Annotated in this window: 10 protein-coding genes; all 10 read right to left on the bottom strand. The window is 53.4% G+C overall.

Annotation, left to right across the window (positions count from 1 at the left end; translation table 11 throughout):
* Positions 1-234: 234 nt before the first annotated feature.
* The 10 genes from KOR42_RS08770 to KOR42_RS08725 all read right to left on the bottom strand — a co-directional run bounded on the left by KOR42_RS08770 (position 235) and on the right by KOR42_RS08725 (position 14,650).
* Complete coding sequence (locus KOR42_RS08770) at positions 235-2,016, bottom strand: hypothetical protein (RefSeq protein ID WP_146508893.1); 1,782 nt, start codon at positions 2,014-2,016, stop codon at positions 235-237.
* Between the two features lie 119 nt (positions 2,017-2,135).
* Positions 2,136-3,593 (bottom strand): type IV pilus modification PilV family protein, encoded by a 1,458-nt coding sequence (locus KOR42_RS08765; protein ID WP_146508891.1) that lies wholly within the window; start codon positions 3,591-3,593, stop codon positions 2,136-2,138.
* Positions 3,590-4,834, bottom strand: coding sequence for a pilus assembly FimT family protein (locus KOR42_RS08760; RefSeq protein WP_146508889.1), 1,245 nt, complete (start codon positions 4,832-4,834; stop codon positions 3,590-3,592). The genes KOR42_RS08765 and KOR42_RS08760 overlap by 4 nt, the downstream gene beginning before the upstream one ends.
* Positions 4,835-4,841: 7 nt before the next feature.
* A complete protein-coding gene (locus KOR42_RS08755) occupies positions 4,842-5,864 on the bottom strand; it encodes a prepilin-type N-terminal cleavage/methylation domain-containing protein (protein WP_146508887.1) in 1,023 nt (340 codons plus the stop codon).
* Between the two features lie 62 nt (positions 5,865-5,926).
* Positions 5,927-6,943 carry a prepilin-type N-terminal cleavage/methylation domain-containing protein gene (locus KOR42_RS08750; RefSeq protein ID WP_231740800.1) on the bottom strand — a complete coding sequence of 339 codons (1,017 nt, stop codon included), beginning with the start codon at positions 6,941-6,943 and terminating at the stop codon, positions 5,927-5,929.
* A 269-nt stretch (positions 6,944-7,212) separates the two neighbouring features.
* A complete protein-coding gene (locus tag KOR42_RS08745) occupies positions 7,213-8,454 on the bottom strand; it encodes a type II secretion system F family protein (RefSeq protein WP_146508883.1) in 1,242 nt (413 codons plus the stop codon).
* Positions 8,455-8,580: 126 nt separating this feature from the next.
* The gene (locus KOR42_RS08740) at positions 8,581-10,299 is read right to left on the bottom strand and encodes a GspE/PulE family protein (RefSeq protein WP_146508881.1); all 1,719 of its coding nucleotides are present in this window, start codon (positions 10,297-10,299) and stop codon (positions 8,581-8,583) included.
* Positions 10,300-10,452: 153 nt separating this feature from the next.
* A complete protein-coding gene (locus KOR42_RS08735) occupies positions 10,453-11,571 on the bottom strand; it encodes a type IV pilus twitching motility protein PilT (protein ID WP_146508879.1) in 1,119 nt (372 codons plus the stop codon).
* 356 nt (positions 11,572-11,927) lie between these two features.
* The gene (locus tag KOR42_RS08730) at positions 11,928-13,628 is read right to left on the bottom strand and encodes a GspE/PulE family protein (RefSeq protein ID WP_146508877.1); all 1,701 of its coding nucleotides are present in this window, start codon (positions 13,626-13,628) and stop codon (positions 11,928-11,930) included.
* Positions 13,629-13,951: 323 nt separating this feature from the next.
* Complete coding sequence (locus KOR42_RS08725) at positions 13,952-14,650, bottom strand: hypothetical protein (protein WP_146508875.1); 699 nt, start codon at positions 14,648-14,650, stop codon at positions 13,952-13,954.
* Positions 14,651-14,657 lie beyond the last annotated feature (7 nt).

Here is a 14,657-nt window from a genome sequence, read left to right as displayed (position 1 = left end):
GGTGAGGTCAACTCAGCAGCAAACTTCTCCGCCTGACAAACAACTTGCCAGGTGCTGAACAGACAGAACGATGATGCGTCACGAACGAACCCTGAGGAAACCGCAGGGTCATCCGACCTCGCTCAAGGCCATTCCAAATTCGTTGGAACGCGCCTCACTTGAGGAGTCTGTCTGAGCAGAATTGGATGTTCTGCCCTCACTTCAGATCTGAAGCGAGGGAATATTTTGTGAGGTCTACTCGACAAACGAATGGACGATCGTCAACTGTCGAGGCAATGTGCTGCGCTGGTCTCGATAACGAACAGTGATTCGCAGCCCCTGAATTCCGATTCGATTATCAATGCACTGCCATGTGACTGACCCATCTTGAACCGTCGTTCCGGGGATGGGAGGAAATTCCGGTTGCAGTTCTCCCGTCGTCCCTCCGGAAACCACTGTGTAAAACATGCTGCGGTTAATCGGATCGACCCCAATGTTCGGGTTCAGAGCCGGAACATAGATGACCTCTCCGAAGGTGGCAGCTGTTGTCGGAGCCCACGCATCCACTGGATTGATGTTTGTCGTTCGCAGAGGACGGAATGGAGGAAAGACAACCGTCGTTGGATTCGCAGGCAAAGGCAATCCGGAAGTCGCGATGTCAACGACTTCTGCATTTGGGTGCCAGGTGTCGAAGACGCGATTGACTCCATCCGCAGGTCGTCTTGGACCGTAAAAGACATTCAGTCGATCATCCGCCTCCGACCCACCGGGAGTGGCCAGCGTTTGAAACTGAGTCGTTCCGTTGTTCGTGCCTGTGTCGTTGTTTCCAATATCCACAAACCGTCCGACTTCTGAATCGTAAATCTCGACATCGAATGACTCGACATTCGTCAGAACGATGTCTTCACCAACTCGCGGGCCTCCGTTGAGCCCGTTCAAAGCTCCCCGGTCAATGATTGGAGCCGTCGCGGGAACGCTGGTTCGTCTGAAGGCATACGTTTCTGTTTGCGGTCCCGTTAACGTGACAGATCCGGGATACGTGATGATGGCGTTGGAAGTTTCTTCCTGAGTCAGTCGACCAATGAAAGTGGTCGGATCGCTTTGATCAGCGTACTCGCGCGGCGAACCGTGATCGGCCAACTCGTCGTTCGTGGTACTAAAGTTGTTGAAGTGACCGAAACGATTCCAGGGAATCGCCATCGGAACATTCGCAAAGCCCACATGATTCGCAAGTGAGTCAACAGAGTTAAACCAGAGATACGAATCCTCCGTCCCCGAATAGACCCGCGTCGCTGAGTAATCAAAGTCGTCGAGAAAATCGCCAGCGTAATTCTGCCATCCGTTGTTGAAGCTTCCGGAAGCAGGGTCGAATCGAAATCTTCGCAACCCGTCAGTTCGTGTCGGTTGTGGATCGAATCGAGGATCGACCGGCAACGGATCCCGCAGCAGTAACTGTCGACGATACAGATTTCCGTTTCGCATGAAGTAAACGACTTCGGCAGCTCGCGAGAGTCCAAGGCCGTTTCCAATCTCTCCATCATCCGCGTCCGGTTGATTGGTATCTGTTCCCGCGAGATTCGCAGCCCGACCAACAAACCCCTGTCGTTGATCTTTGGATTCTGCATCTCCTCGCTGTCCGATCTTCACCATGGTCGTGAGATGCAGAACATCGTCCGTTTGATCGTTGAAATCATTCTCGGAGTAGTACAGAAACCCGCGCTGGTTTGCCGGATCGACGATCGGACCATCTCCGGGACCGAGCGGAACAATTCCCCGTACTTCTCCGTATGGGAAACTAGGCTGTCGAAAAGTCATCGACTGCAAATCACGTCGAATCGTTGTGTCGAACTGTCGGGCCTTTTGGTCGTTGTTCGCAAGGCCTCGCTGTTCCGTGATCGAACCGACTGCAGAACCATAGATTTGCGCGAACATCAGCATGATCAGCACGACCAGGGCAGTCGAGACAAGCATCTCAACCAGAGTGAACCCTGCCCGCTGGGCTAAGTTCTGGCTTCGATTTGTTCTGCGAAATCTCATGGTGGACTCGATTCGGAATTTCATGGCCGCACTCGGCCGGTCAAACTCAATCTCTTGAATTGCGTTCTCTCTTGAAAATTAAAGTATGGTCGGTTCGCAACCATTCATTGACATGCCGGTTACAACTCGAAGATATCGACAATCCCAGGCATCAAAATCGCCCGGCCCACACTGTTGGCCGGTGTTCCCGTATCGACCGTCAACGCCTGAACGGACTCCGTTAACGTGATGATTGCGAATTCTCCAGCTTCATTCACACTGATGTCAGCCATCTTGTACCACAGCACATTTCGGGCATCGAAGATATAATTCCCCTCCCGCAGCAACGGCTTTTGTAGCCCCGCCCAGGAGATTTTCACCTGATCGAAACCAATGGCACCGGTCACTTCGGTGTCGTCCGAATAGGAACTGTTTCCGAAATTGGCTTTGTAAACCTGTTCATCATCCGGGTTGAACGACCGATTGAAGAGCATGACGACCGTGACAATCGGAGGAACATTTGCCCCGAGTTGACGAACAGTCATCAGGTAGGTGTATCGCGGTGTAAAATTCTCGATCCGCACTGTTGAGGGAATCGCAGCTGCAGAGATAAACGTCGGTAAACTCGTCTCCGACAGGGTGACGGTTTGGTTGATTCGACCAAGCAGCCCGGAAACCGCAGTCCGCTCTCCGTTAGCTCCGACGAGAACCATTCGATAGTTGGGACTCGGAGGAGTTGCAGGAAATGGAGCACTTGTTGGAATCGGGATTCCGTCGAGTTCGACCGCATCGGGAAACGTGACCGTTGGATTTGCGCCGGTCAAATCAATGGACACAGGAACCGTTTCAACGAGGACGGTCCATGAATCGGGTTGCGAGAAAGCCTGAATCGCAGTACCGAAAGTTTCGAACCCACCCTTCGTTCGAGGAAGCCCGGGGTTCATCGCTGTTCCGTTCACCACGGCATTGCTATTAAAACCAAACCAACGGAAATCAGTTGGATTGATACTGTTATTATATCGCCCCAATGGATCGACGACGTAGTGTGCTCCGGTCGCACTGAACCCACCGACCGGATAATCAACCCGGGTCCATGTGTAATTTCCATCGTTAACTGTGGGGCCAGTTGATTGAGGCCAGTCAGGTTCGGTAAACCCAGAACGTTCGTTCCCCGGAGGCATGGATGGGGTCCCGATCGTGCACCGATAAACAAAATTTGGTTTCGGAAACAATGCTCCTGAATCCGGGACGGGACTGACGAAATCTCCAACTGCATAGTTAAAATTCGGTTGCCAGACACCTCGATAGACCTGAGTCCCAGGAATCGGTGGGTGGAGGAGTCCGGGTTGTGATCGGACGGCTTCGACGACGTTCTCCGCCATGAATTTGGAGTTGGTCGCCTGAGTCGCTCGAAGAGCGGTCAGCAGTGAAATCGGGAACAGGGTGAAGACGGATGTGATGGCGACGCTGAAAATCAGCAGGGCCATCAACACTTCCACCAGCGTGGCCCCGCTTCGACCGGTCAGGCCGGGCAGAGGTCTGTCGCTGGAAGTGACGTTTTGACACTTCTGATGCATCGATTTGGGAATCTGAATCATTGGTTCGCTTCCCTTCCTCGGACTGCAAACTCGAATGGCGTTGCGTCCACACGTTCGTTGAAGATCTCATTGCCATCGTCGTTCTTACGCGAGATCTCGCTGATCACAACAGCCCCCGTTTGCGGGAAGAGAGATAATGCCTTGTGCTCGCGTTCCGGGTCCGCCGGAACGATGAAATTCGGATAGCCTCCAACTGCCGAATAGTCGAACGACAACGCTCTTTGACGGAGCGGTTCAGCAAGAATTGCATCGCTCAGGTAACAGAGTCGGAAGTGCAGAATTCCGGAGGAACGGAGGTCTCCGTAAACCGTTCCATCGGGTCCGAACAGAATGTCCATCTGACTGGAGTAGCGGTTGACGAAATCAAAGAGCCCATTCGGGGTTCCGGTGATCGGATCATTGAGGTCCGCCTCCATCCCGTCGATGACTCCATTACGGTTCGTGTCTTCACGAAGCCGCCAGGATTCCGGTAAACGTGACCCATCCAGATCGATACAAGTTTGTGGATCGAGCAGAATCGGCGTCGCCCCTTCCGCCACGGCTGGAGCGAGTTCGAGCCGGTAAGGGACACGAGTCCGTCGGGCAGCGACGTAGTTCCCCGAAGCTCCCGCAGTTGGATCGAATGTCGAAGGCTCATACATTCCGGAGATCAACGCGACATCAAAAGTCATTGGATCTTCAGTCGGTCGTGCGCTAAGAACGTCCGGTATATCCAAAACATCGAACCCAAATTGGCGAACGGTGTACCAATTGCCGCTATCGCGAGGAATTTCGATTCGCAGCCCCGGTTGCAACAACCCTCGAGACTGAAATTCATTCCAGGTGTCATTGGTCAGGTTCTCGGGAGCATTGAGATTCGTCGTGTTGGGATCGTCGAGATTGACGACTCTCCAGGATCGCATTCCCGGAAGGTATTGCAGATCGCAAAGGCCATCGTCCGTTCCGGGACTTTCGACATAAACCAGGCTTCGCACGATGCGGGGGTTATTCGGATCTGTCAACAGCCGCAGGCCACGCACAGCTTGAGAACTGACCGCTCGTGAGCGAGCCCCTTCGATCGCGTTCTTGAACGTCGAAAGGCTATTCCCGACCCGATCTCCATCATTCAAGGTGAACCCTGAAATGACGAGCGTCGCAAGGATCGAAAAGATGGTCACAACAACCAGCAATTCGACCAGCGTGAAGGCGGAACGCGAGTCCGGCCGTTCGGGGTATTCAAATTGTCGCAGCGAAGTTTGCATTACTTTCCTACTGCTGACGATTGCTGATGTTATCTGTCAATTGCTCACGGCTTGTCACATCCCCCAGTCGTTCGACAGGAGTCGTCGACGTGGACTCACCCATGCCGAGAAACCCGTCAGGTCCCATCGATACGAGGAGCGGGGTGTAATAGGTCGCGGGAGTGTGGTAGTTCGCCTGATTGAATCCCAGTGCGGTCAATGAATTTGACGGTGCATAGGTCAGGGAAAAGTTCGATGAAGAAATTCCCGGCTGAATCAGATTGGTCTTGTCGAGAGGATCCGATGTCAGCGTGTTTCCGTCCGGAAGATTCGAAATCAACAGCGCTGCATCTTGAGTGTTGATGGCATTGGTTCCTCCACCGGGGCGAACGAGCGCCGTTGGGAAGTTGTAAAACCGCAGCGGCTGATTCCATTCGTCAATAAGAAACTGTAGGTCATTCGTTGTGTCAGTGCCGAGATGATTCGGATTCAAGTCATCCAGATTCAAGACCGGAAGTGAATACGATTTGCCGCCCGGAATCGCCCGTACCTGAGATCCATTCAAGAGGGCGTAGAGGAAAATTTTCCCCGACGCACGTGGGTTGTCATCAGTGGTCGTTTCGAAATTTCCAAAATCAGGTTCGTTCCGCCACGTTGACAGGACGGGTGCATCATCCAGCCCGCCAGAATTGTCGACCCCATTGAACCCGAAGAGGTCTTCAATTCGCTGTGGCAGTGCCTGACGATACAGGTTCTTGCGAATCAGGTATTCCGCTTCTTTCTCATCGAGCGAATTGTTCAAGGTCGCCAGCTTCTTGGCTTCCACGCTGACATCCAGGTTGGAGAGTGCGTCAACTCGTGCCTGAATCACGGCATCGACCTGGGAAATCGTGTTCACGACAGCGTTGTTACGGAAGCCTCCCATGAACCCGCCAATGGTCGGGATGATCAACGCCATCAGGATCCCGATGACAACGAGAGCGACGAGGAGTTCGACCAGCGTGAACCCGCGTCTTGAATCTTGTTGTCGATGAGGTTGCTTGTTCAACATTGTCCTGCCTGTGAGGCTGTCACGTGAGAAGTACCGAGATTGAAATCGGGGCTGATCTGGGATTAGTTCGAATCCAGGACGCCGCTTGAGAAGTTGGTGATGTTGTCTTTTTCATCACCTCGATTTGCATCGAATCCGGTGTCAGGATCGTAAAGTCCTCCCACTCCATAGCTGTTATCAAAACCTGGGGAGATGATCTGATAGGAATTCGCCTGATAGGGAACGTCGTTCGAGACGTCTGTGTTCACACTCCCATCCGGGTCACTGGAAAGATAAATCGACGTTGGCGAAGCGAATGACGGTGCCCCCAGATCGATGTCGAGGTACACGTTCGTCATGGTGTCTTTGTTGTATCCGCGACCGTCGTAAGAACTCGCATAGATGTACGGCGAAACCTGCCCTGGCAGTGAATCGAGATACTCAGGCATGTTCCGACCAGGCTGGGACGTTGGATCATTCACGTTGACCAACCGCGCGGAATCAAATTCGTGAAACGGAGCAACGCGACTTCCGCCTCGTCGAAACGGAAACGTCTGGTCTGTCGAAAATCCAAGAGGAGCCCACTTCGCCGGAGCGGCTGCGGTTCCGAGGGATCCGTCCGCGTTACGAATTGGGTTTCCTGCTGAGTCTTCAGTGGCACAAACTCCACCGAGGAAGAAGACGAGACATTCTGCTCCGGTCAGAACAATTGGTCCGTCCGATTCAGCTCGGATTGTTCCATCCCCGTCGATGTCGAGTTCCCCAGGTGTTGGGGCAGCAGCATAAGTGAAGTCCATCTCCGGCCAGATTTGACGCAGATAGGCTTTGCTTTCTCGAGCTTGTAGGGAAGTATCATTCACCCACCCTGCCGCTTCTTCGTAAAGGCGCAACCGGCTCGGCGGTGAGATTCCGTATTTGCTTTTGAAGGCGGCCAGAGCACTGTCGAGACTTTTGATCTCGGCGGTGACTTGAGCCACTCGGGAATTGGTGATGACCTGATTGATGGCCGGGAACAGGAAGGCCATCAGAATTCCGATGACCAGAATGACCACGACCAGTTCCACAAGCGTGAACGCTGATCGTTTTTCGCCTTGCATCATTCGGCGATCACCCGTCTCAGACCGTGCCGGCACGCCGTTCAGTCTTTGTTGGCTTGTGAATGAAGATGCTTGTCTCATCAATTCCACTCCACTTCGTGTCGGCTGACTTTCTGCCGCAAAACGCTACACCCTCGTATCGTCTTGCTCTTACTGATGTGTTGCCATGATTCGCTTTTCCGCCAGAACCGACGACAGTCTCAGGTAACGCATGGACTGTGCCAAGTCGCGGAAACAAACAGGATTTTGGTGTCGCTGCGTGTCCAAAGGAACTACGAGAGTTCGTTGAGCAACTTCACCAACGGCATAAACAGAGCAATCACGATAAAACCCACAATCAGACCCAGCACGACCACCATGAGTGGCTCGAGGAGGTTGATCAAACTTTCAACGAGCACCGAGACTTCTTCGTCGTACACGTCGGCGACTTTGTACAGCATGTTATCCAGCGCACCGGTCTCCTCACCGACATCGACCATGTTCACGACGAGATCGTCGGTGATGCGTGTTTCACGAAGCGGAACGGCCATCGACTCCCCTTCGCGAATCGACGAATAGATATGATCGAACGCCCGCCGAAACACCTCATTCCCCGCCGTGTCCCGGGCAATCGAGAGGGCCTCCAGAATCGGCACCCCCGACGCGATTAACGTCCCTAACGTCCGACACGTTCGCGCAATCGTCGACTTCTTGACGATCTGACCGAGCACCGGGATTTTGAGCACAATCCTATCTATGATATATGCCCCCGTCTTATTCTTCTTAATGAGCTTCACCACCACGAACATTGCAAATGGAATCGTGGGGATCAGATACCAGTAGTTAACAACCCAGTCGCTGGCGTAGATCAGCCACTCGGTAATCGCTGGCAATTCGACACCGAAGTCCATGAAGATCTCTTTGAACTTCGGGATAATCCAGTACATAATGAAGCCCACAATCCCGGTCGCCACGGTGATCACCGCAACCGGGTAAACCATGGCTCCCTGGACTTTCCGCTTCAATGTCTGCGATCGCTCCTTGAACTCGGCAAGACGCTGAAGGATGACTTCGAGTGCCCCCCCGGCCTCCCCGGCTTTCACCATGTTGACGTAGAGGTTATCGAAGGCTTTTGGCTGTTTGGCCATTGCCTCGGAAAGCGTGTTCCCGGACTCGACATCCTCAATCACGCCCATGAGTGAGTTTTTGAGTGCTCCCGGCTTTTCCTGTCCTTCCAGAATGCGGAGGCTTCGCAGAATCGGAAGACCCGCATCCTGAAGCGTCGACAGCTGCCGCGTGAACATGGTCAGCTTCTTGGCACTCACTCCACCGATCGTGAAGGCTTGTTTCTTCTTGGGACCTTGGGGCTTTTTAGTGGCATCTTTCTTCTTCTTCGCCACCTTCTCCGAGATCTTGGTGACGTAAAACCCCTTCTCACGGATCAGCGCCTGAGCTTCCTGTTCCGTTGGCGCCTCGATCGTGTCCTTGACCTCGAGGCCGGTGTTGTCCATCGCTTCATATTGAAAGACTGGCATTTCGCTGATCCCTGTTCAGGACAGAGGAAGGGGCACCGTGATACGTCCCCAAGGAATATTAAGTTGGATCGATAAATCTTCTGTGAACTGGCCTCACCAAAATGGTTCTCTTCGGTGAGGATTCCGTTATTCGATATCTTCCATCACTGTTTCGCGAACCACTTCATCAATGGTTGTGACCCCATCGAAAATCAGTTTCAGCCCCGCTTCACGAAGGGTGGTCATTCCGTGGCTGCGAGCGAGATTTCGCATTTCATCAACAGATGAGTTCGAAGAGATCATGTCTCGGATGTCATCATTGACTTCCATGAGTTCGTAGAGACCGGTTCGCCCCTTGTAACCGGCGTTGTTACATCGCGGGCATCCCTTGCCGTAGTAGAACTTGTACTTCCGCGCCTGCTCGATTGGCAGTTGCAACTCCATCAGGAGTTCGTCACTCGGTTCAAACTCTGTTCGGCACTCCACGCAGATTTTTCTCACAAGCCGCTGAGCAAGAATCGACTCGACCGTCGCTGTGATCAGGAACGGCGGAACTCCCATATCGCGAAGTCGCGTAATCGCTGACGGGGCGTCGTTGGTGTGAAGCGTCGAGAACACAAGGTGTCCGGTCAGAGCACTTTGAACGGCAATCTCGGCGGTCTCGAAGTCTCGAATTTCCCCGACGAGAATTTTATCGGGGTCGTGCCGCAAAATGGCTCGCAGTGCCGCTGCGAATGTGACGTCGATATCAGAATTGATCGGAACCTGAATCAGCCCGTCGATGTCATATTCGATCGGGTCTTCGGTCGTAATCAGTTTGGTTTCGATATCGTTGAGTTCATTCAACGCGGAATAGAGCGTCGTCGTCTTTCCCGATCCGGTTGGCCCCGTCACAAGCACAATTCCGTTGGGACGGAAAATCATCTCGCGGAAACGTGAAAGCGTGAGCGGGTCCATTCCGATCTTGGCAAGATCCAGCTGGACCACGGTCCGGTCCAGAACTCGCATAACGACCGCTTCGCCAAACATCGTTGGCAACACACTCACACGAAGGTCGACAGGGTTTCCCCCGACGTTCAATTCGATTCGACCATCCTGAGGCAACCGTCGTTCGGCAATGTCGAGGTTCGCCATCACCTTAATTCGACTGACGATCGCAGCAGCGAGGTGACGTGGCGGAGGAACCATTTCGTAGAGAACACCGTCCGCACGAACGCGGATCTTGAATTCATCTTCGAACGGTTCGAAATGAATATCGCTGGCCTGATCCTTGATCGCCAGCAACATCACCATGTTGAGCAACTTCCGGATCGGATGAGAGCTTGTGATCTCATCTTCACCACTGATGTCGTAGGCACCCTGCTGGACTTGCAGCGTCTTGTTCCCGAAATCCAGATCTTCGAGCTGGTCCATCAGGTTTTCCATGTCATCTTCTTGCGAAGCGTAGTGTCGAGCGATCGACTCTTCGACTTCGTTCAAGGATGACACAGCCCCGCGAACATCGTATCCCAGAAAGTTTCGCAGATCGTCGAGAGCCGCGAGGTTCTGGGGGTCTGCCATCGCAACTGTCAGGACATTATCCTGAAGCGAGATAGGCATGATCTTGTAAACGCTCGCCATTGTTTCAGGGACGAGTTCGAGCACTTTCGGCGGGATTGTGGTTTCGCCCAGGGCAACCACCGGCATCCCAAACTGCTCAGCCAGCGCTTCGGTAATCTGATCTTCAGTGACCAGCCCCATGCGTTTGGCAACCTGGCCAATCACTTCCCCGGGGGACTGCTTCTGTTCCTCGAGCACATCCCACAGCTGATCTTCATTGAGATAGCCGAGGTCGACCAGAATTTGTCCGAGTTTGCGCTGTGCCATATGTGGCTTCCTGGCTCAATGTCTGACTTGGAGTTGGATTCAGTTTCGGGAGATGTTCACTTGCTGACTGCCTTTCACGAAGACAGTTCCAGCGGCGCTGACGACGGATTGATGGAAACGAACTCGGCCTACAACACAACAGCAAGCCGGAAATCAATCATCTTCCCACTCGTCCTCATCATCTTCCTCTTCATCGTCGATCTCACCATGCTTGGCGTTGGCGATTCGGGCACGAATTTCTCCCGGGTTGTTGGATCGAACAACCACGTCCCGCTCTTCACACAAGCCTTTGGCCCAGAGGTCGTACAACGCATCGTCGAGCAGCTGCATTCCGTACTTCCGGCCTGTCTGAATCGAAGAGTTGATACGAAACGTCTTCGCTTCACGGATGAGGTTTGCAATCGCCGGAGTCACGACCAGCATCTCGTAAGCAGCCACCAGCCCCTTTGGAATACGGGGAAGGAGAGCCTGACTCAAAATCCCGATAATCGCAGCGGACAACTGCGTTCGGATCTGTTCCTGCTGGCTCGTCGGGAACACGTCGATGATACGATCCACGGTTCCTTGAGCACCGGTCGTGTGAAGCGTTCCAAAGACCACGTGCCCCGTTTCCGCCGCTGTGATCGCAGACGAAATGGTTTCAAGGTCTCGCATTTCCCCCACGAGAATCACATCGGGGTCCATACGCAAAGCCCGGCGGAGTGCTTCCGGGAAGTTCGGGACATCGACACCGACTTCACGCTGGTTAATCGTGGACTTCTTATGGTCGTGGTAATACTCAATCGGGTCTTCGAGAGTAATGATGTGATGCTGCTCATGATCATTGAGCCAGTTGATCATACTCGCCAGCGACGTCGTCTTTCCACTTCCCGTCGGACCGGTCACGAGGAAGAGTCCACGAGGTCGTGAGATCAACTCGGAGATAATCGGCGGCAACCCGAGTTGCTCGAAGGTGAGAAACTCGTTGGGAATTCGCCGGAGCACGAGTGCGACTTGACCACGCTGCTTAAACACAGCAACGCGAAATCTCGCTTTGTCACCGAACGCAAAACCAAAGTCCGTTCCCCCAACTTCCTGGAGTTCCTGCTGGTTTCGCTCCGGGGTAATACTCTTCATCAGAGCCACGGTATCTGCGGGCTCGAGCGATTTCGTGTCCAAACGTTGCATTCGCCCGGAGAGGCGAACAACTGGAGGCTGTCCCGTCGTGAGATGCAAATCACTCACGCGTTCTCGGACCACTGTCTCCAACAGTTTGTCGATCTGAATTGTCACCGAATATTGACCTTCGTGATGTGAACTGGATCGCTGAGGCGTGATGCCCACAGCGAGGGAATTATCGATATCAAGAATGCAGAATGCGAATTTGACCGCCAGAATGCTGACCAGAGTCCGATCTGAGCACGCCCGTTGAACTGCCCGGCGAACAACACTGGCTCACCAGTCCTGCTCTGCGAACAAACGAACCGGCGCTCATCCCGACGACAACTTTCGACACCCTCCTCCCTAATCGAGTAACGTCAAAATGACCCCAAACCAAAACCAAAAACTCACAACGACGACACACCTCGACAACTTTGACGCTCGCGAGCAACAGTATCGAGGAGATTTCGTCGCAATCTGGACACAACCTAGTGGCCTCCTGTTCGCAACTTGTACGCTTCGCTGAGAGTCGAGACTCCTTCGAGAGCCTTGTCGATTGCGTCCATATCCAGAGATTTCATACCAAACAGGCGTGCTTGCCGACGAATATTCTGAGCTGGCTCACTCCGGAACGCCATGTCTCGAATTGTGGAATTCATCATCATCAATTCGAACACAGCTTTTCGACCGCGAAACCCTGTGTGCTGACAATTGGCACAACCTGTCCCGTGTCGGAAGTTCGCAGATTCCAACTGTTCCGGTGAGAGTTCGAAGAAGTCGAGTTCTTCTTGATCGGGCTGATATGACGTTCCGCACTTGGAACAGACCACACGAATCAGACGCTGGGCCATCACGGCCATCAGGCTCGAAGCGACAAGAAATGGCTGAACACCCATATCGATCAATCGTGTAATAGAACCGGGCGCATCGTTCGTGTGAAGAGTACTAAAAACCAAGTGTCCAGTCAAAGAAGCCTGAATTGCCATTTCTCCGGTCTCGGTATCGCGGATTTCACCGACGAGAATCACGTTCGGCGCCTGTCGCAGCATGGCACGAATGATCCGGGCAAAATCGAGCCCGATATTGTGCCGCACTTCGACCTGATTGATCCCGGGCAGGTAGTACTCCACCGGATCTTCCGCGGTGATGATCTTTCTGTCCGGCCGATTGAGTTCTCCGAGAGCACTGTAGAGCGTCGTGGTCTTGCCACTTCCCGTAGGACCTGTCACCAGAAAGATTCCGTTCGGGCGACGGATAATGTTTTGAAATCTTCGGTAGTTCTCTTCGCTGAAGCCCAGATTTCGAATCCCGACCTTAATATTGTCTCGATCCAGAATTCGAAGAACGATCGCCTGACCGTGGTTGGTCGGGAGAACACTCACTCGCAAGTCGATCTCTTTCCCGCCGACTCGCGTTTTGATTCGACCATCCTGAGGTCGACGCTTTTCAGCGATGTCCATTCGCGCCATCACCTTTAAACGCGAGGTCAGTGCAGCGAGCAATCGTCGCGGAGGGCTGTCCCGCTCAACGAGGACGCCGTCGATCCGATACCGAATTCGAATCCGGTCCTCGAATGGTTCGACATGAATATCACTCGCCCGCATATTCGCTGCTTCTGTGATAATCAGATTCACCAGCCGAACGATTGGCGACGACTCCTCATCCGAAGCATCCGCTTCGGCGGAGGTGAGATCGGTCTCCGTGAAGTCGATCGCTGTTTCGGTGAACTCCATCAGCATTGAGTCCACAGATTCCGTTTCTGAACCGCCGTAGTGTCGATTGATCGACTCGTTGATGGACTCTTTCGAGGCCATCGTCAACTCGACATCTTTATTTAGAATGAACCTCAGCTTCTCCATCACCTCGAAGTTCATGGGGTCGACAACAGCGACGACCAGTCGTTCCCCCATAAATTCAACCGGAACACACGTGTTTTCACGAGCGACCGATTCGGGGACCAACTCGATGATGGCCGCCGGAATTTCGAGATTGTCGAGGTCGGTGAAATTGAATCCGAAAGCGTTCGCCTTGGCTTCGGCGATTCGTGACTCGTCGACGTAGCCGAGTTTGACAAGAGCATCTTCCGGCATGATTCCACCGGCCTGAGCGACGTTGATCGCTTCGGCAAGCTGGTCCGCACTGATCGTGTCGTCGTCCACAAACTGTTGGAGCCAATCATTCCCTGCCATGTCCGTGCCTTACCATGAATATCGAAACGAAGGTTGGATGTGACCGCGAGTCCAATGCGCGTTCTTCGAATCAGACGCGCTGAGATTGACGAAAGTTTAGGGTGTCAAAACCACTTACGAAAGGGTTGGCGAATCTTCATATGAATTGAACAGTCAGCTTTGTGGAAGATCCGACTCGTACCATTCTCGTGGATTCGTCGGGATATGTCTGTCTTCGCACCTGGGGAGACCCCGGTGCCCCGCGCAGATGTCGAGTCAACACTTACAGTGGAAACGACAGTCACTACCAATTGCAAATCGCCTGCAGCAGAAACGCAGCGTCGTTACGAGAGATCGCCGAGCACGTCGCGATTGGGAAACATCTCAAGAGGGAGAAGCGCAGCCACGTTTTCTTTGACGAGGCCGCGGCCAAACTCGAGGACCGGAAAGACAGACTCCGGAAGCGGATCGAGCTTCACACGTTTCATGACTTGATTGAGTCGGAAGCGAAGCCGTTCATCGTTTGCGTAGTCATCAAGAAAACGCTCGTTGAGAAAGAGCCCCAGAAACCTCGCCAGATCCGGCACTTCCCGTGTGGCGACACTGGAGACAATCGCCTGAACGTACGAGTGATCGACGCGTTGAAAACTCTCGTAAAACGCTTCCAGTCGAGACCGATCGAGTTCAATTAGCACATCGTCGAGGAGCAGCTCCATCACAAGGTGTCCCAAAAATCCACACCTCCACGAATCTGCCTCTGGCAATACGCTTCGAAACTCTTCCCCCAGCTTGGCGGTGACCGAATAAAACCCTTCGGTCCCATGAAACCAGCGGTCATCAAGAAGATGCTGGCGAATTCCGCTCAGAAGTTCGTGCTCCGCGACGTCGCTGGGCGATTGCTGGACGACACCAATACGGCGATCAACAGCTTTGAGACGAAGCCGTGCCCGACGATCCACGACAGCCAGCATGTCTGGAATGCTGGTACCGACGACATAAAGGTCCGAGCCGAGGAACGGAACAGCATGGGTAAAATAGTTCACTACGGCC

Source organism: Thalassoglobus neptunius (assembly GCF_007859735.1).
GTDB lineage: Bacteria > Planctomycetota > Planctomycetia > Planctomycetales > Planctomycetaceae > Thalassoglobus > Thalassoglobus neptunius.
The sequence above is the reverse complement of the archived record's forward strand: the minus strand, read 5'-3'. Positions and strand labels throughout refer to the sequence as shown.